Source organism: Microbacterium album, from assembly GCF_014643695.1.
Taxonomy (GTDB): Bacteria; Actinomycetota; Actinomycetes; order Actinomycetales; family Microbacteriaceae; genus Microbacterium; species Microbacterium album.
Map to the genome: position 1 here is coordinate 280,953 of NZ_BMJY01000003.1, position 17,498 is coordinate 298,450.

General features: G+C 71.4%; 16 protein-coding genes. 1 reads left to right on the forward strand and 15 read right to left on the reverse strand.

Features of this window, described 5'->3' with window-relative positions; translation table 11 throughout:
- Positions 1 to 106: 106 nt before the first annotated feature.
- Positions 107 to 490 (reverse strand): iron-sulfur cluster insertion protein ErpA, encoded by a 384-nt coding sequence (erpA, locus tag IEX37_RS06115; protein WP_188755350.1) that lies wholly within the window; start codon positions 488 to 490, stop codon positions 107 to 109.
- Between the two features lie 107 nt (positions 491 to 597).
- Positions 598 to 1,992: a dipeptidase gene (locus tag IEX37_RS06120; RefSeq protein ID WP_188755351.1), complete on the reverse strand. Its 1,395-nt coding sequence runs from the start codon at positions 1,990 to 1,992 to the stop codon at positions 598 to 600.
- Positions 1,993 to 2,035: 43 nt separating this feature from the next.
- On the opposite strand from IEX37_RS06120, the gene IEX37_RS06125 reads away from it, so the two are divergent.
- Positions 2,036 to 2,626, forward strand: a complete 591-nt coding sequence (locus tag IEX37_RS06125; protein ID WP_188755352.1) for a DUF3043 domain-containing protein — start codon at positions 2,036 to 2,038, stop codon at positions 2,624 to 2,626.
- Between the two features lie 376 nt (positions 2,627 to 3,002).
- On the opposite strand, the gene IEX37_RS06130 is transcribed toward IEX37_RS06125, so the two are convergent.
- From IEX37_RS06130 to ftsZ, 13 genes are all read right to left on the reverse strand, one after another.
- The gene (locus tag IEX37_RS06130; RefSeq protein WP_188755353.1) at positions 3,003 to 4,046 is read right to left on the reverse strand and encodes a quinone-dependent dihydroorotate dehydrogenase; all 1,044 of its coding nucleotides are present in this window, start codon (positions 4,044 to 4,046) and stop codon (positions 3,003 to 3,005) included.
- Between the two features lie 10 nt (positions 4,047 to 4,056).
- Positions 4,057 to 4,554, reverse strand: coding sequence for a transcriptional regulator NrdR (gene nrdR, locus IEX37_RS06135; RefSeq protein ID WP_188755354.1), 498 nt, complete (start codon positions 4,552 to 4,554; stop codon positions 4,057 to 4,059).
- 11 nt (positions 4,555 to 4,565) lie between these two features.
- Positions 4,566 to 5,912: a histidinol dehydrogenase gene (hisD, locus tag IEX37_RS06140; RefSeq protein ID WP_188755355.1), complete on the reverse strand. Its 1,347-nt coding sequence runs from the start codon at positions 5,910 to 5,912 to the stop codon at positions 4,566 to 4,568.
- Positions 5,913 to 5,975: 63 nt separating this feature from the next.
- Positions 5,976 to 7,790, reverse strand: coding sequence for a hypothetical protein (locus IEX37_RS15940; RefSeq protein ID WP_229663105.1), 1,815 nt, complete (start codon positions 7,788 to 7,790; stop codon positions 5,976 to 5,978).
- 159 nt (positions 7,791 to 7,949) lie between these two features.
- Positions 7,950 to 11,462 carry a DNA polymerase III subunit alpha gene (gene dnaE / locus IEX37_RS06150; protein ID WP_188755356.1) on the reverse strand — a complete coding sequence of 1,171 codons (3,513 nt, stop codon included), beginning with the start codon at positions 11,460 to 11,462 and terminating at the stop codon, positions 7,950 to 7,952.
- A gap of 75 nt (positions 11,463 to 11,537) precedes the next feature.
- Entirely contained in the window at positions 11,538 to 12,158 is a 621-nt protein-coding gene (locus IEX37_RS06155) for a cyclodeaminase/cyclohydrolase family protein (RefSeq protein ID WP_229663106.1), read from the reverse strand.
- Between the two features lie 207 nt (positions 12,159 to 12,365).
- The gene (locus IEX37_RS06160; RefSeq protein WP_188755357.1) at positions 12,366 to 13,286 is read right to left on the reverse strand and encodes an RluA family pseudouridine synthase; all 921 of its coding nucleotides are present in this window, start codon (positions 13,284 to 13,286) and stop codon (positions 12,366 to 12,368) included.
- A complete protein-coding gene (lspA, locus tag IEX37_RS06165; RefSeq protein ID WP_188755358.1) occupies positions 13,286 to 13,846 on the reverse strand; it encodes a signal peptidase II in 561 nt (186 codons plus the stop codon). The genes IEX37_RS06160 and lspA overlap by 1 nt, the downstream gene beginning before the upstream one ends.
- Before the next feature lie 7 nt (positions 13,847 to 13,853).
- A complete protein-coding gene (locus IEX37_RS06170) occupies positions 13,854 to 14,498 on the reverse strand; it encodes a DivIVA domain-containing protein (RefSeq protein WP_188755359.1) in 645 nt (214 codons plus the stop codon).
- Between the two features lie 115 nt (positions 14,499 to 14,613).
- A complete protein-coding gene (locus tag IEX37_RS06175) occupies positions 14,614 to 14,916 on the reverse strand; it encodes a YggT family protein (protein WP_188755360.1) in 303 nt (100 codons plus the stop codon).
- Between the two features lie 37 nt (positions 14,917 to 14,953).
- Positions 14,954 to 15,427: a cell division protein SepF gene (locus IEX37_RS06180; protein ID WP_188755361.1), complete on the reverse strand. Its 474-nt coding sequence runs from the start codon at positions 15,425 to 15,427 to the stop codon at positions 14,954 to 14,956.
- Between the two features lie 35 nt (positions 15,428 to 15,462).
- The gene (locus tag IEX37_RS06185) at positions 15,463 to 16,149 is read right to left on the reverse strand and encodes a YggS family pyridoxal phosphate-dependent enzyme (protein ID WP_188755362.1); all 687 of its coding nucleotides are present in this window, start codon (positions 16,147 to 16,149) and stop codon (positions 15,463 to 15,465) included.
- Positions 16,150 to 16,164: 15 nt separating this feature from the next.
- The gene (gene ftsZ, locus IEX37_RS06190) at positions 16,165 to 17,328 is read right to left on the reverse strand and encodes a cell division protein FtsZ (protein ID WP_188755363.1); all 1,164 of its coding nucleotides are present in this window, start codon (positions 17,326 to 17,328) and stop codon (positions 16,165 to 16,167) included.
- Positions 17,329 to 17,498 lie beyond the last annotated feature (170 nt).

Below are 17,498 nucleotides of genomic sequence, written 5' to 3' on the forward strand. Positions count from 1 at the left end.
CCAGCGCGCGCCGCCTCAGCGGCCTCGCGCGGACGTCCACGCGCCCTTCCCCGCGGGCACGACGAGGAGCCCCGCACCGTCGGCGCGGGGCTCCTCGTCGGACCGCTCAGTGGAAGCTGTCGCCGCAGGCGCAGCTGCCCGAGGCGTTGGGGTTGTCGATCGTGAACCCCTGCTCCGAGATCGTGTCCTTGAAATCGATCGTGGCGCCGTCGAGGTACGGGATCGACATGTTGTCGACGATGACCTCGACACCGTCGAAGTCGACGGTCTCGTCGCCCTCGAGGTAGCGCTCGTCGAAGTAGAGCTGGTAGATCAGGCCCGAGCAGCCGCCCGGCTGCACGGCGACGCGCAGGCGCAGGTCGTCGCGACCCTCCTGCTCGAGCAGGCTCTTGACCTTGCCCGCGGCGGCATCCGTCAGGCTCACGCCGTGCTCGCGCGTGGCGGTGTCGGCGGCCACCGAGTTCTCGGTGGCGACTGTCGTGTCGGTCATGACGCTCCTTACGGGGTGCGGCCGCCCCGCGAACGGGACGATGCGGCGAATGCCACGATTCTACCGGCCGGGGAGCGCACCGGGGCGGCGGATCCGGCGGTCGAGGATCAGACCGTCCGGCCGTTCAGCCGTGCGAGCAGCAGCGTCTCCGCCCGCACGGCGTTGCGGAACGTGTCCAGGTGCAGCGACTCGTTGGGGCTGTGCGCGCGGGAGTGCGGATCCGCGACGCCCGTGACGAGGATCTGCGATCCGGGGAATTGCCGCACGAGGTCGGCGATGAACGGGATGGAGCCGCCCACGCCGAGGTCGACGGGATCCCTGCGGTAACCGTCGCGCATCGCCTCGCGCGCCTCGGCGACGGCCCATCCGCTCGTGTCGACGAGGAAGCCGTCGCCGCAGTCGACGTCGCTGAAGGTCAGCTGCGCGCCGAACGGGGCGTGGGCGCGCAGGTGCGCCTCGATCGCCGCATAGGCCTCTCGTGCGTCCTGCCCGGGGGCCACACGCGCGCTCACGACGACCGTCACCTCGGGCGAAAGCGTGTTGGACGCGGCGGCGACGCTCGTGAAATCGATGCCCGTGACGGTGATCGCGGGCCTGTTCCAGATGCGCGAGAGGATGCTGCCCTCGCCGATCGGCTGGACTCCCTCGAGCAGACCCGTCTCGTCCCTCAGCTTCTCCTCGGAGTACTCGGGCGTGTCGGCGTCACGCACCGCCAGACCCGGCACGGCCACGGCGCCCGAGGAGTCCCACAGCGTGGACAGGAGCTTGATCGTCGCGAGCATCGCGTCGGGAACGGCCCCGCCGAACATGCCCGAGTGCGACGCGTGATCGAGCGTCCGCACGGTCAGGTGGAACTTCGCGTTCCCCCGCAGCGACACCGTCACGGCCGGCGTGTCGCTGTCCCAGTTACCCGAGTCGGCCACGACGATCACATCGCTGCGCATGGCGTCGGCATTGTCGGCGAGGAACCGGCCGAACGAACGGGAGCCGTACTCCTCCTCCCCCTCGACGAACAGCACCAGGCCGAGGTCCAGGTCGTCGCCGTGCACCTCGCGCAGCGCCCGCAAGGACGCGATGTGCGCCATGACCCCCGCTTTGTCGTCGGCGGCGCCGCGACCGTACAGCCGTCCGTCTCGGACGGTCGGCTCGAACGGCGGCGTGTCCCACAGGGACTCGTCGCCCGGAGGCTGCACATCGTGGTGCGCGTAGAGCATGACGGTGGGCCGGCCGCGCCGCGCGCGTCGGGTCGCGAGCACCGCCGGCTGCCCCTGCTCGCCGGATCCCGGGATCTCGGCCGTGAGCACGCGCACCTCGTCGAACACTCCGGCCCCGGACGCGAGGTCCGCGATCGCGCGCGCGCTGAGGCGGAGCTGCTCCTGGTCGAACGCAGGCCAGGCGATGCCGGGGATCCGCACGAGGCGGCCGAGGTCCGCGAGCGCCGCGGGGATTCCGCCCTCCGCTGCCTCGAGCAACCGGTCGTCCACAGAAGGCTCCGAAGTCATGCGGGTAATCTTATGGGGATAACCGTTCGCCGATTCGAGGTGCATGACCGTGAGAAAGACCCCCACCCCGCCCGACGGCAACGCGCTGAACGGCGAGGTCACCGGCGAGGTCCGCACCTCTGGGAAGGGCCGCCCGACGCCGACCCGCGCGGAGCGCGAGGCGGCACGCAGGCGTCCCCTGGTCGCCGACACCAAGGAAGCCAAGGCACGCGCCCGCGCAGAGCTGCGCGAGCGACAGGACCGCGCCCGGCGCGGCATGGCCAACGGCGAGGAGCGCTACCTGCCCCCGCGCGACAAGGGCCCGCAGCGCCGCTTCGCGCGCGACTACACCGACGCCGGATGGCACCTGGGCGAGTTCCTGATGCCCGCGATGCTGCTCGTGATCATCGCCACGTTCATCCCCGTCCACTTCTTCCAGTACTACTCGTTCGTGGCGCTGTGGGTCTTCATCTTCTTCGTCGTCGGCGACATGATCATCCTGTCGCGCAACGTCAAGAAGAAGGCGGCCGCGAAGTTCGGTCTCGACAAGCGCGAGAAGGGCCTCGGCTGGTACGCCGCCATGCGCTCGGTGCAGATGCGCTTCATGCGCCTCCCCAAGCCCCAGGTCAAGCGCGGCCAGTACCCGGCGCTGTAGACCCCGGCTTCGACTCGCTACGCTCGCTCAGCCCGTTTCGACTCCGCGCTTCGCGCTCCGCTCAACGACCGGGCACAACCCCCGCGCGGCTTCAACCCGGGGCGAGCGCTCTGTTCGTTTTTCTCCCACGCGTCGGGCCCCGAGGGGCCGCTCCGCGAGGGAGGCGCTTCGCTTTGCTCCGCGCGCCGGCGCTGCGCGCCTGGTTGGCGGGCGCACTCGCGCCCGCACGCTCGCGCTTCGCGCTCGCACCGGGTTGAGGTGGTGTTTCACTCCGCTCGTTGAGCGGAGGTCGCGGAGCGGCCGAAGTCGAAACGGGTTGAGCGAGCGAGCGGAGCGAGCGAGTCGAAGCCGAGTGCAATCCCCGTCGGGGAGCCGGCTATGCGCCGCGGAGGCGCGCCAGGTCTCGGTTGATCCGGCGGGCCCAGAACGGGCCACGGTAGAGGAAGGCCGTGTAGCCCTGCACGAGGGTGGCGCCGGCGTCGAGGCGCTCCTGCACGTCCTCGGCGGTCTCCACTCCGCCAACCGAGATGACGCAGAAGTCGTCGGGCACCGCGGCCCGGACGGTGCGCAGCACCTCCATCGAGCGCTGCGTGAGCGGCGCTCCCGACAGGCCCCCGGCACCCGCGGCCGCGACCACGTCGGCGGCGGTGCGCAGCCCGTCTCGAGAGATCGTCGTGTTGGTGGCGATGAGACCCGCCAGCCCGAGCTCGACCGCCAGCCGCGCGATGCCCTCGATCTCGTCGTCCGCGAGATCGGGCGCGATCTTCACCAGCAGCGGCGTGTCCCCCGCCGCCTCGCGCACCGCGCGCAGCAGCGGCGCGAGGGTCTCCACGGCCTGCAGGCCCCGGAGCCCCGGCGTGTTGGGCGAGGAGACGTTCACCGCCAGATAGTCGGCGAGCGGCGCGAGCATGCGCGCGCTGCGGACGTAGTCCGCCGTGGCATCGGAGACGTCGACCACGCGGCTCTTCCCGATGTTCGCGCCGATGACGGCGCCGGGCCGTCGCGGGTCGCGGGAGCGGCGCAGGCGGGCGAGTCGGCGTGCGGCAGCCTCGGCACCGCGGTTGTTGAACCCCATGCGGTTGATGACCGCGCGGTCGGCGATCAGCCGGAACAGGCGCGGCCGCGGATTGCCCTCCTGCGGGATCGCGGTGACCGTGCCGACCTCGATGTGCCCGAAGCCGAGTGCCTCGAGGCCCCGCACGCCGACCGCGTCCTTGTCGAAGCCCGCCGCGACGCCGAACGGGGACGGGAACGTGTGCCCCAGCGCCGTCACGGCGAGATCGGTGCGCGGTGCGGTGGCGCGTCGCAGCACGGCCGCGACGGGGCGCATGCCCGCGAGGCGGATGACCGCCATGCCGAGGTGGTGCGCGGACTCGGGGTCGACGCGCGAGAGGACCAGGCGGAACAGGAGCGGATACATCCCCGTCAGGCTATCGTTCCGCCGGCGCGTCACCCGTCGCGGCGCCCTCGCCCGCGAGACGCGCGTGGTCGGCGCGAAGCTCGGCGATCGCCGCCTCGAAGTCCTCGAGCGAGTCGAACGCCCGGTACACGCTCGCGAAGCGCAGATACGCGACCTCGTCGAGCTCCCGCAACGGGCCGAGGATCGCCAGTCCGATCTCGTTGGCGTCGATCTGGCTGAGTCCGGTCTGCCGCACGGCCTCCTCGACGCGCTGGGCGAGGATCGCCAGATCGGCGTCCGTCACGGGCCGCCCCTGGCACGCCTTGCGCGCGCCGGCGATCACCTTCTCGCGGCTGAACGGCTCCACGGCGCCCGACCGCTTGATGACGTTGAGACTCGCGGTCTCGATGGTCGAGAACCGTCCGCCGCACTCCGGGCACTGCCGGCGCCGCCGGATGGACAGGCCGTCGTCGCTCGTCCGGGAGTCGATGACGCGAGAGTCGCCGTGACGGCAGAACGGGCAGTGCATAGTCCGACAGCCTACGCGCCGGCGCCGGGAGCTCCCTGCCCGGCCGACTCCCCCGAACGCTCGAAGCGCGCCGTGACCGCCTCGCCGTGGGCGGGCAGCGCCTCCGCCTGCGCGAGCGCGACGATCCCCTCCCGCACGTCCGCGAGCGCGTCGCGGTCGTACTCGACCACCTGCTGCGGCCGCAGGAAGGTGTGGGCACCGAGGCCGGCGGCGTAGCGCGCCTGACCCCCGGTCGGGAGGACGTGGTTGGAACCGGCCAGGTAGTCGCCCAGACTCACGGGCGTGTGGGACCCGACGAAGACGGCGCCCGCGCTCGTGTACCGCGCGGCCTCCCGGGCGGCATCCGCGATGTGCAGCTCCAGGTGCTCGGGGGCGTAGGCGTTGCTGAAGGCGACGGCGGCCTCGGAGTCGTCCACCAGCACGATGGCCGACTGGGGTCCGCTCAGCGCGACGGACACACGCTCGCGGTGGCGGGTCGCTGCGGCGACGCGCTCGACCTCGTCCGCGACCGCGGCCGCGAGTGCGGCGGCGTCGGTCACGAGCACAGCGGAGGCCTGCTCGTCGTGCTCGGCCTGGCTCACGAGGTCGTAGGCGATGAGTCGCGCGTCGGCCGTGTCGTCCGCGACGATGAGGATCTCGGTCGCACCCGCCTCGGAGTCGGTGCCGACGGTTCCGGCCACGGCGCGCTTGGCCGCCGCGACGAAGTTGTTGCCGGGGCCGGTGACCACATCCACGGGGTCGAGCCCGACGGTGGCCACCCCGTGCGCGAGGGCCCCGATGGCGCCGGCTCCGCCCATCGCGTAGACCTCGTCCACGCCGAGCAGGCCCGCGGCGGCGAGGATCGTCGGGTGCACGCGCCCCTCCTGATCCCGCTGCGGAGGCGAGGCCAGCGCGACGCTGCGCACCCCCGCGACCTGCGCGGGAACGACGTTCATCACGACGCTCGACGGGTAGACGGCCTTGCCCCCCGGCACGTACACGCCGACGCGGGTGACCGGCTGCCAGCGCTGTGTGACGCGCGCGCCCGCTCCGAGCTCCGTGACGCGGGCGGACGGGACCTGCGCGGCCGACGCGTCGCGCACCCGCCGGATCGCCTCCTCCAGCGCGGCCCTCACCTCGGGGTCGAGGCCGTCGACGGCCGCGCGGATGTGCTCGCCCGGCACACGGATCGCGTGACCTGTCACGCCGTCGAAGCGCGCGGCCTGGTCGCGCAGCGCGGCCTCGCCCTGCTCGCGCACGTCGGAGACGAGCTGCGCGGCGACCTGCAGGGCCTCGTTCCGCGCCTCGGTCGCGCGGGGGACGATCGCGAGCAGTTCCGCGGGTGAGAGCGTGCGGCCGCGGAGATCGATGGTGCGCATCCCCCCATTGTGTCAGCAGCGCCGACGACGCCTGCGCGGTGCCCCCGGGGGGGGCGTGCGCCGTCAGCCCCGCGTGACGCCCGACGTGTCGTGGAGGTAACCGATGCGCCCGTCGTCGTGACGCACCACGTACGTGTCGCCGCGGTCCTCGATCACGAGCGCCCACGCCGTCGGTCCGATGCGGAACAGGGGCCGACCGTACGCGTCGAGCACGTCCCGCTCCTGCGGCACGAGAGCCCAGAATGCCTGGGGCGCGGGGATCGCGGTCGTGCTCGCGTGCGCATCGTCGGAGACGTCGCCGGCCGTCCGGGCCAGTCCGGGCGATCCGGCATCCTCTACCTCGGCGCCGCCCCCCGCCGGCTCGATCGGCTCAGCCGGTTCGGCGTGATCGGCCGGTTCCGCGTGATCGGCCGGCTCGGCGTGCTCGGCCGGTATGCCGAACAGTTCCTCGAGGGTCGCCGGCCGGTCGCGGTCCGCTTCCACCGTCGTGTCGGCGCCCACCTCCGACTCGGCCGCGACTGGTGCGGGCGCTGCGGGAGCGGTGATCGGCGCGTCCTCCTCGACCGGCGCGTCCTCACTCGCGGCGATCGCCTCGGCCACCGGCGCGGCGCGCGGCGCGGCGACGGGCGCCTCGCCGCCCGTCGAGACGGGTGCCTCCTCCTTCGGCGCCGGCTCCCGCGGGGGATCATCCTGCACCGCCGGCTCCTGCGGGGCCTGGTCCCGCGGCGGGACGTCCTGGGCGGGCGAGGCCGGGGCCGGCGCCGCCGGGCCGGTCGCGTACGGGTTCTGACGGGGCGGCGCGGGCTGGCCATACGGCGCCTGCGGCGCAGGAGGGCCATACGGGGCCGGCTGGCCGTACGGGACGGGTCCGCCCGGGGTGCCCGACTGAGCATGCGGAGCCTGCTGACCATGCGGCGCTCCGTAGGGCGGGGGCACCGCCGGGATCGCCCCGCCCGGCTGCGGACCCGGGAACGGCTGCTGTCCCGGGAACGGCTGCGGTCCCGGGAACGGCTGGGGACCGGGGGCCGGTCGCCCGTAGGGTGGCATGGGCGGCCCCTGCGGAGGCTGACCCGGAGCTGTTCGACCCTGAACCGGCGGAGCCCCGTACGGCGCCCGAGCGGGCGGCCCGTAGGGCGGCGGGGCGCCCTGCGGCGCCGGAGCGGACGGACCGTAGTGCGGCGGGGCAGGCTGCCCGTACGGCCCCGCTCCCGGGTGCGGCTGCGCCGGGGTCCACGTCCCGGCCTGTGCCGGCCGGGGCGGCTTCGGGCGCGCGGCGATCGCGGCCGGCGGCCTGGCGACGGGGTGGGCCGGGACCTCGGTGCGGTTCGCGAAGTCGTCGCGCAGGCCCGGGATATGGGGCGCCGCCACGGTGAGGAAGACGCCGGCGAGCACCGCGACCAACTGGAACCACGCGAAGATCGAGGCGCCGAAGCCGTAGCCGACCAGCAGGTCCCGGAAACCCCAGCCGATCCGGCTGAGCCACATCACCGCCGCGACGGAATACGCGACCGACGCGAACTGGTCGACGCTCAGCGAGCCGACCCGGGGGCGCGCACCGGGCGAAAGCCGGCGGATCAGGATGAGCACGCCCACCGCGACCGGGAGCGCAACAGCGAGCACCCAGTCGAGCGAGACGCCCCAGATCGACTGCGGGAAGCGCGGGGTGATCGGGAAGAAGGACAGCAGGAGGACCACGGCCGACACTCCGACCAGGAGCCCCTCGCGGAGCGTGAGCCGTCCGGCGCCGGGCGACGTCGGCCCTCCCTGCGGCGAGCCGTGCGCGACCGGACCGGCGGGCTCACCGCCGGGTCCCGGCTGCGGGCCCGTGGGGGGCCGGTTCGAGGGGGTTTCCTGCGGTCCGGGCTGGTGGTCGGTCACGCTGATCCTCTCCGGCGTCGCGGCGACGCCTCGACGGGCTCCGGTGGTCCGGGCACCACTGCGCTCGATCCTACTGCCGGCGCACGCCGCTCGCCGGGGGCACCTCTCCCCCGGTCACGCGCCACGACGCCTGCTGCGGGGTTGATGCCCCGCCCGTGCTCAGCCCAAGCACTGCGGCCCCAGCAGGGACTTCAGGTCGCCGAAGAGGTCGGCACTGATCTGCACCGGCAGCGGAACCTCGAAGACCTTCGCCGTACCGCCCCGGTGCATCTTCAGACGCACCTCCGTGTCGCCGCTGTGACGCCGCAGCACTTCGGCGAGGTCCTGCACGACGCGCTCCGTCGCTCGCTGCTCCGGCAGCACGAGCGTGAGGGGCCCCGCCTCGTCGAAGGACCCGACATCCGGCACGAACGCCGACTGCGCATGCAGGTTCATACCGTCGTCGCGGCGCGACACGCGCCCTCGGACGACGAGGATCGCGTCCTGCTGCAGGATCGGCTGGAACTCGGTGTAGGTCTTTCCCATGAACATCACGGTGACCTCGCCCTCGAAGTCCTCGACCGTGATCATGCCGTACGGGTTGCCGCTCGACTTCGCCACCCGATGCTGCGCACTCGTCACGAGACCCGCGATCGTGACCTGATCGCCGTCGTTGAGATCCTCCGACGCGAGCAGAGCGCTGATCGTGATCGAGCGATGCTTGGCGAGCGCGACCTCCAGGCCGGCCAGCGGATGATCGGAGACGTAGAGCCCGAGCATCTCGCGTTCGAAGCCCAGCTTGTCCTTCTTGGTCCACTCGGGACGCTCGGGCACCTTCTGCACCGTCTGCGGCTCGTCCCACAGGCTGTCGAAATCGAATCCGATCGCGCCGCCCGCGGCGTTGCGCTTGTCGGTCACGGCGACCTCGACGGCGCTCTCGTGGATCTCCATGAGCGCGCGCCGCGTTGCCCCCATGGAATCGAACGCGCCGGCCTTGATGAGGGACTCGACCGTCCGCTTGTTGGCCACGTGCAGCGGGACCCGGTTCAGGAAGTCGTGGAACGAGGTGTACGGACCGTTCTCCCTCGCGGCGACGATCCCGTCGACCACGTTCGTGCCGACGTTGCGCACCGCCCCGAGGCCGAAGCGGATGTCCTCACCGACGGCCGTGAAGAAGTTGATCGACTCGGACACGTCCGGGGGGAGCACCCTGATGCCCATGCGGCGACACTCGTTCAGGTAGAGAGCCATCTTGTCTTTGGAGTCGCCGACGCTCGTGAGCAGCGCCGCCATGTACTCGGCGGGATAGTGCGCCTTGAGATACGCGGTCCAGTAGGACACCAGCCCGTACGCGGCCGAGTGCGCCTTGTTGAACGCGTAGTCCGAGAACGGCAGCAGGATGTCCCACAGCGCCTTGATGGCGCCCTCGGAGAACCCGCGCTCCTTCATGCCGCCGGAGAAGCCCTCGTACTGCTTGTCCAGCTCCGACTTCTTCTTCTTGCCCATCGCGCGGCGCAGGATGTCGGCTTGGCCGAGGCTGAAGCCGGCGACCCTCTGCGCGATGGCCATGACCTGCTCCTGGTAGATGATCAGGCCGTAGGTGGTGTCGAGGATCTCCCGCAGCGGCTCCTCGAGCTCCGGGTGGATCGGCGTGATCGGCTGCTGGCCGTTCTTGCGCAGCGCGTAGTTCGTGTGGGAGTTCGCCCCCATGGGACCCGGACGGTACAGCGCGATGACGGCCGAGATGTCCTCGAAGTTGTCGGGCTTCATGAGCCGCAGCAGCGAGCGCATCGGCCCGCCGTCGAGCTGGAACACGCCGAGCGTGTCACCCCGGGAGAGCAGCTCGTAGGCGCCGCGGTCGTCCAACTCGAGGCGCTCGAGGTCCAGCTCCTCGCCCCGGTTCATCCGGATGTTGTCGAGCGCATCCGAAATGATCGTCAGGTTGCGGAGCCCCAGGAAGTCCATCTTGATCAGGCCGAGCGCCTCGCAGGCCGGATAGTCGAACTGCGTGACGATCTGGCCGTCCTGCTCGCGGCGCATGATCGGGATGATGTCCAGCAGCGGCTCGCTCGACATGATGACGCCGGCCGCATGCACGCCCCACTGGCGCTTGAGCCCTTCGAGCCCGACCGCACGGTCGTACACGGTCTTGGCCTCGGGGTCGCTCTCGATGAGCGCGCGGAACTCGCTGGCCTCCTTGTACCGCGGGTGCTCCGGGTCGAACATGCCGTCGAGCGGCATGTCCTTGCCCATCACGGCGGGGGGCATGGCCTTGGTCAGGCGCTCGCCCATGCTGAACGGGAAGCCCAGCACGCGGCCGGCGTCCTTGAGCGCCTGCTTCGACTTGATCGTGCCGTACGTCACGATCTGGGCGACCCTCTCCGAGCCGTACTTCTCGGTGACGTAGTCGATGACCTCGCCGCGGCGACGGTCGTCGAAGTCGACGTCGAAGTCGGGCATCGAGACGCGGTCGGGGTTGAGGAAGCGCTCGAAGATGAGGCCGTGCTCAAGGGGATCGAGGTCGGTGATGCGCATCGCGTACGCGACCATCGAGCCCGCGCCCGATCCGCGGCCCGGACCCACACGGATCCCGTTGTCCTTCGCCCAGTTGATGAAGTCCGCGACGACGAGGAAGTAGCCGGGGAACCCCATCTGCGTGATGATGCCGATCTCGTACTCGGCCTGCTTGCGGACCCTGTCGGGGATGCCGTTCGGGTACCGGTAGTGGAGGCCCTTCTCGACCTCCTTCACGAACCAGCTCTCCTCGGTCTCCCCCGCGGGCACGGGGAACCGCGGCATGTAGCTGGCCGAGGTGTTGAACTCGACCTCGCACCGCTCCGCGATCAGGAGCGTGTTGTCGCACGCCTCGGGGTGGTCGCGGAACAGCTGGCGCATCTCCTGCGCGGTCTTGATGTAGTACCCGTCGCCGTCGAACTTGAACCGGTTCGGGTCGTCCAGCGTCGAGCCCGACTGCACGCACAGCAGAGCCGCGTGCGCGTCGGCCTCGTGCTGGTGCGTGTAGTGCGAGTCGTTCGTGCCGACGAGCGGGATGTCCAGCTCCTTGGCGATCCGCAGCAGATCGGTCATGACCCGCCGCTCGATCGAGAGGCCATGGTCCATGATCTCGGCGAAGTAGTTCTCCTTGCCGAAGATGTCCTGGAACTCCGCCGCCGCGGCGCGGGCGGCCTCGTACTGGCCCAGACGCAGGCGTGTCTGGATCTCGCCCGACGGGCACCCCGTCGTCGCGATCAGGCCCTTGCTGTAGGTCTGCAGCAGCTCCCGGTCCATGCGGGGCTTGAAGTAGTACCCCTCCATGCTCGACAGGGAGCTGAGGCGGAAGAGGTTGTGCATGCCCTCGGTGCTCTGGCTCCACATGGTCATGTGGGTGTACGCACCGCCACCGGACACGTCGTCGCTCTTCTGATCCGGCGATCCCCACGCCACGCGCGACTTGTCGCTGCGGTGCGTGCCCGGCGTCACGTACGCCTCGAGCCCGATGATCGGCTTGATCCCGGCCGACCTCGCGGCGTTGTAGAACTCGAACGCCGCGAAGGTGTTGCCGTGGTCCGTGACCGCGATCGCGGGCATGCCGTAATCGGCGGCGGCCTGCGTCATCGCGCCGATCTTCGCGGCCCCGTCGAGCATCGAATACTCGCTGTGCACGTGCAGGTGGACGAAGGAGTCGGAGGCCATGCGTCGAGTCTACGGACGGGGTCCGACATGCCGGCCCGGCGCCACCGGGTGTCGGGAGCGCCGCGCATCACCGGCTCAGGCGGTGGGCGCCGCCCGATCGTCGATGCGAGACACGAGACCGTCGACCCGGGCGATCGCGTCGTCGAGGCCGGCTACCGTGGCCCACAGCTCCGGATGCTGCGCACGCACCTCGTCGAGTCCCAGACCGCCCGACCGCATGGCTGCCAGGTCATAGCTCACGTTCGTACGGGCGCTGGCGAGGGCAGCCCGGAGCGCCGCGGCTGCGACGGCGACGTCCGCGATCAGCGCCGGGTCACCCTCTCCGGCGAGCACCTCGAGGTCGGGCACGGCGTCGCGGGCGCGCTCGCCCAGCCGGGCCGACGCCCGCGCCGCGTCGGCCGCGGCCGCGCGGATCGCGGCGTCGCGGCCCTCGTCATCCCGGCGGAACGCGGCCCCGAACGCCGCCGACGCCGCAGCATCCGCGTCGGCGTCGTTGAGAGCGGCCTCGCGCAGAGCGCGCGCCCGCTCGCGAACCTCGTCCAGGTCGCTGTATCCGGCCACCATCGACATCAGCCCCGCGGCGACGGCGAGCATCACGCCCGCGGCCGCTCCCCCGCCGGGATCCCCGTTCGCCTCGGCCAGTCCCGCCGTCCACCGCTCGATCGTCGCTTCTCGCGTCGACATGCCCTCCGCCATGCCGACATCCTCGGCGCGCGCCGGCCCCTGCTGCCAGAGGCTTGACACTCCGCGCCCGCCAGCGGAGATCGAGTCGCATGACCCGCGCGATCGCGAGAATCCGTCTTCGCGCCGACAATGCGTGTGGTCAACGGATTGTCGGCGCGGAGACGGATTGTCGGCGCGGGAACGGATTGTCGGGGCGGGGCGTGTTGACGCCGGCGCGCGTCACTCCCCGCGGAGTACCGCGAGCGCGTGCGCGAGGTCGGCCGGGTACTCCGAGACGAAGGTCGACCAGTCGCCCGTCGCGGGGTGCGCGAACGACAGCTCGCGCGCGTGCAGCCACTGGCGCGTCAGACCGAGTCGGGCCGAGAGCGTCGGATCCGCGCCGTACAGGGGGTCGCCCACGCACGGATGCCGGTGCGCGGCCATGTGCACGCGGATCTGGTGGGTGCGGCCGGTCTCGAGATGGATCTCGAGGAGCGACGCGCCGGGGAACGCCTCGATCGTCTCGTAGTGCGTGACGGAGTCCTTGCCGTCCGGCGTCACCGCGAACTTCCACGAGTGACTGGGATGCCGGCCGATCGGCGCGTCGATGGTGCCGGCGAGGGGGTCCGGATGCCCCTGCACGACCGCGTGGTAGACCTTGTCGACCGTGCGCTCCTTGAAGGCCCGCTTGAGGTGCGTATACGCCTGCTCCGTCTTGGCGACGACCATGAGGCCGCTGGTGCCGACGTCGAGGCGGTGCACGATGCCCTGCCGCTCCGCCGCTCCGCTCGTCGCGACCCGGACGCCCGCGGCGAGCAGCGCGCCCAGCACGGTCGGGCCCTCCCACCCCAGGGACGGATGCGCCGCGACGCCCACGGGCTTGTCCACGACCACGATGTGGTCGTCCTGATGGGCGATGCCGAGATCGGGCACCTCCACCGGGATGACGCGCGGCTCCTCCTTCGGCTGCCACGACACGTCCAGCCAGCCGCCCGCGTGCACGCGGTCGGACTTGCCCACCGCGGTCCCGTCGAGTTCCACTCCCCCCGCCTCGGCCACCTCGGCGGCGAACGTGCGGGAGAAGCCGAGCATCTTGGCGAGAGCGGCGTCGACGCGCGCCCCGTCGAGTCCGTCCGGCACGGGAAGGCGACGCGACTCCATCAGTCCTCCCGCGGCTGCTCGGCCTGCTCCGCCTCGACGTCTCGCTTGCTCTGCCGCGTGCCGTCCAGCGCGAAGCCGAACAGCGTCAGCGCGGCGAGCACGATCATGCTCGTGACAATGAAGATGTCGGCGACGTTGTAGATCGCGGGCATCATCCACGGCGTGGAGATGAAGTCGATGACGTGTCCGACCGCGAATCCCGGCTCGCGGAAGAGGCGGTCGGTCAGGTTGCCGAGCACGCCGCCCAGCAGCAGCCCGAGGACCACGGCCCACAGTCGGGAGCGCACGCGCGTGACGGCGAGCCACACGATCACGCTCGCCACGACCGCGAGAGCGATCGTGAAGACCCACGTGACGCCCTCGCCGATCGAGAACGCGGCTCCCGAGTTTCCGATGAGGTACCACTGCAGCGCCTCCCCGAGAACGGGGACGGGCGTGTGCCACTCCAGCGTCGTCAACGCCAGGTGCTTGGTGAACTGGTCGGCGGCCAGCACCACCACCGCGAGGAGGGCGATGATCGTGCTGGCCGCCGCCGGCCGCAGAGGGGCGCGGTCGGTCAAGACCGGCTCAGAGCCCGATGGCCGAGACAGGCGTGTCGCCCGAGGACGAGCTCGAGGCGTCGAGGTCCTTCAGCTTCGACTCGAAGTAGCTGCGCATCTGGGCGCGGTAGTCGCGCTCGAACTGGCGCAGCTCCGTGATGCGGCCCTCGAGGGTCGTGCGCTCGCGCTCGTACTTCTCGGTCAGCTCACGCTGCTTGTCCCGCGCGTCGCTGAGGATGCGGTCGGCCTCGGCCTTCGCCTCGTCGACGAGCTGCTCCGCCATCTGCTTGCCCTCGGCGACGTGCTCGTCGTGCAGCCGCTGCGCGCGCTCGATGATGCTCGCGGCGCTGCTGGCGACCGGCGATACGCCCTGGTCGGCAGCGGGTGCCTCGGCCGGCGACTCTGCCGGCGCCTTCGGAGCGGGAGCCGGAGCGGGAGCCGGAGCAGGAGCGGCGGCAGCGGGAGCGGGAGCGGCCTCACCGGACTCGTACTTGGCGAGCTTGGCCTCGAGCTCGCTGTTCTTGGCCTTGAGCTCGTTGTTCTCCTCGATCGTCTTGCGCCACTCGACGACGATCTCGTCGAGGAAGTCGTCGACCTCGTCCGGGTCGAAACCCTCCTTGAACCGGACGTGCTGGAACTGCTTGGTGACGACGTCATCCGGCGTCAATGCCATGGGGTGGCTCCTCTTCCATTGGATGTCTGTGGCCGTGGGCGGAGCCCGGGCACTTCTGACCTGTGCAAGCATAACCGCCGCCCTCGGCGCGCACGCGGAGCGCGCTTCGTCGGGCTCAGACGGTGGTGAACGCGCGCGTGATCGACAGCAGCACGAAGCACAGCAGCATCGTGAGCGCGAACGCGAAGTCGATCGCGATCCCGCCCATCCGCAGCGGCGGGATGAAGCGACGGAAGAAGCGGATGGGGGGATCCGTCAGCGTGTACACCACCTCGGCGACCACGAGCATGGGCCCGCGGGGCCGCCAGCCTCGGTTGAAGATCGGGATGTACTCGAGGATCAGCCGCGCGAACAGCACGAAGACATAGAGCAGCAGCAGGAGGTTGAGGATCGTGGCGATCAGCGCGATGAAGGTCACGACAGCGACTCAGCGGCGACGAGGAGAGCGGAGGCGGTCAGGACTGCGCGAACGGCGCGGCCTCGGGGTCCGCGTGCGCGATGCCCCCGTCTCCGGAGACCGCGATGTTCTCGGGCGACAGCAGGAACACCTTGCTCGTGACGCGCTCGATGCGACCGTAGAGGCCCAGGGACAGGCCGCTCGCGAAGTCGATCAGGCGCCGCGCGTCGGCGTCGCTCATCTGCGACAGGTTGATGATGACGGGCACGCCCTCGCGGAAGTGCTCGGCGATCGTCTGCGCGTCGCGGTACTGCTTCGGGTGGACGGTGACGATCTCGTTCACGGCAGCGGCAGCGGGCTGGCGGACGACCGTCGGGCGGCGCAGCGGTGTGACGGGAGCGGGCTTCGCCTCGTCCTGCGGCTGCTCTTCGCGCTGCGCGCGCTGGGGCTGGGGCTGCTCGGGAGCGTCATCGTATCCTTCCTCGTCCGCGAGTCCGAGGTAGACCATCGTCTTCTTGAGCGGGTTCGCCATGGCGTCCTCCGTTGTCTGCTCTTGTCGTCTCGAGGCTACGCCCGCGAGTCGCGCGGGCCCGTGATTGCGGTCCCGATCCGCAGGTGTGTCGCGCCGCAGGCGATCGCCTCGGCGAAGTCGGCGGTCATGCCGGCGGAGATCCACGCCGCGTCCGGCGCGATGCGCCGCACCTGAGCGGCGTACCCGGCGAGGCGCTCGAACGCGGCGGCGGGCGGCTCGTCGAGCGGCGCCACGGCCATGACGCCGCGCAGCCGCAGCGTGGCGGCCGACACGACGCGCTCCGCGAGCGGCTCGAGCTCGGACGGCTGCACACCGCCGCGGCCGGGGTCGTCCGTGAGGTTGATCTGCACGAGCACGTCGAGCGTCCCGTCGTCGGGCTCGGCGGCCGACTCGAGCGCATCGACGAGGCGCGCGCGGTCGACGGAATGGACGACGTCGGCGGCCCTGCGGATCGCGCGGGCCTTGTTGGTCTGCGCCTGGCCGACGAAGTGCCAGACGAGCCCGGCGAGCCCCGCGGCCTCGTCGCGCTTGGCCGTGAGCTCCTGCTGGCGGTTCTCGCCGACGTCCTTCACGCCGAGACCGTGCAGCTCGCGCACGAGGGCGACGGGATGGAACTTCGTCACGACGATCCGCGTCAGCTCGGCCGGGTCGCGTCCCGCCGACCGCGCCGCCGCGGCGATGCGCGCGTCGACCTCGGCGAGGCGTTGGGCGAGCTCTGTCATGCCGTCCGCGAGCTCCTACTTGAGGAAGTCGGGGATGTCGAGATCGTCGTCTCCGAAGGCCGACTCGAACCCCGAGTCCGGCAGCACGGGCGGCTGAGCCGCCACCGAGACCGTCTCGCGAGCTCCCTCCTCGGCGCGGGGCGCCTCCGACGAGGCGGCCGGCGCCGCCCCCGGCAGCGTCGGCATCGCCGAGCGCCCGGCCATGGCCGGCACGTCCAGTCGCGTCTGCGGCTCGCCGCCGTCGAAGCCGGCCGCGATGACCGTCACGCGCACCTCGTCGCCGAGCGTGTCGTCGATCACGGTGCCGAAGATGATGTTCGCCTCGGGGTGCGCCGCCTCCTTGACCAGCTGCGCGGCGTCGTTGATCTCGAAGATGCCGAGGTTCGACCCGCCCTGGATCGACAGCAGCACGCCATGCGCGCCCTCGATCGACGCCTCGAGCAGCGGCGACTCGACCGCCAGCTCGGCCGCCTTGATCGCCCGGTCGGCGCCCCGCGCCGATCCGATGCCCATGAGCGCTGACCCGGCGCCCTGCATGACCGACTTGACGTCGGCGAAGTCGAGGTTGATCAGACCCGGGGTCGTGATCAGGTCGGTGATGCCCTGGACACCGGCGAGGAGCACCTGGTCGGCCGTCGCGAACGCCTCGACCATAGAGATGCCGCGGTCGCTGATCTCGAGCAGACGGTCGTTCGGCACGACGATGAGCGTGTCGACCTCTTCCTTGAGGGTCGCGACACCCGCCTCGGCCTGGCTCTGGCGGCGCCGACCCTCGAACGAGAACGGCTTGGTGACGACGCCGATGGTGAGCGCGCCAATCGACTTCGCGATGCGGGCCACGACGGGCGCGCCGCCCGTCCCGGTGCCGCCGCCCTCGCCGGCGGTGACGAACACCATGTCGGCGCCCGCGAGCGCCTGCTCGATCTCCTCGGCGTGGTCTTCCGCCGCGCGGCGACCGACCTCCGGGTCCGCCCCGGCGCCGAGACCGCGCGTGAGCTCGCGGCCCACGTCGAGCTTGACGTCCGCGTCGCTCATGAGGAGCGCCTGCGCGTCGGTGTTCACGGCGATGAACTCGACTCCGCGGAGACCGAGCTCGATCATGCGGTTGACGGCGTTGACGCCACCGCCGCCGACGCCGACGACCTTGATCACGGCGAGGTAGTTCTGGTTCTGGCTCATGCCGGCCTCCGTTTGGTCCGAACCCTGGTCTCATCCGGGTGGTGAACCTTCACCCTCTACATGAGGGTTAAAGTATTTCCCGGTATGCAATTCCTGTTCCCGAAGGTACGGGGGCCGGGCGCTCGGGGGCGGATTGGGCGCGGGCGTGTCGCGAGTCGGATCCGGATCCG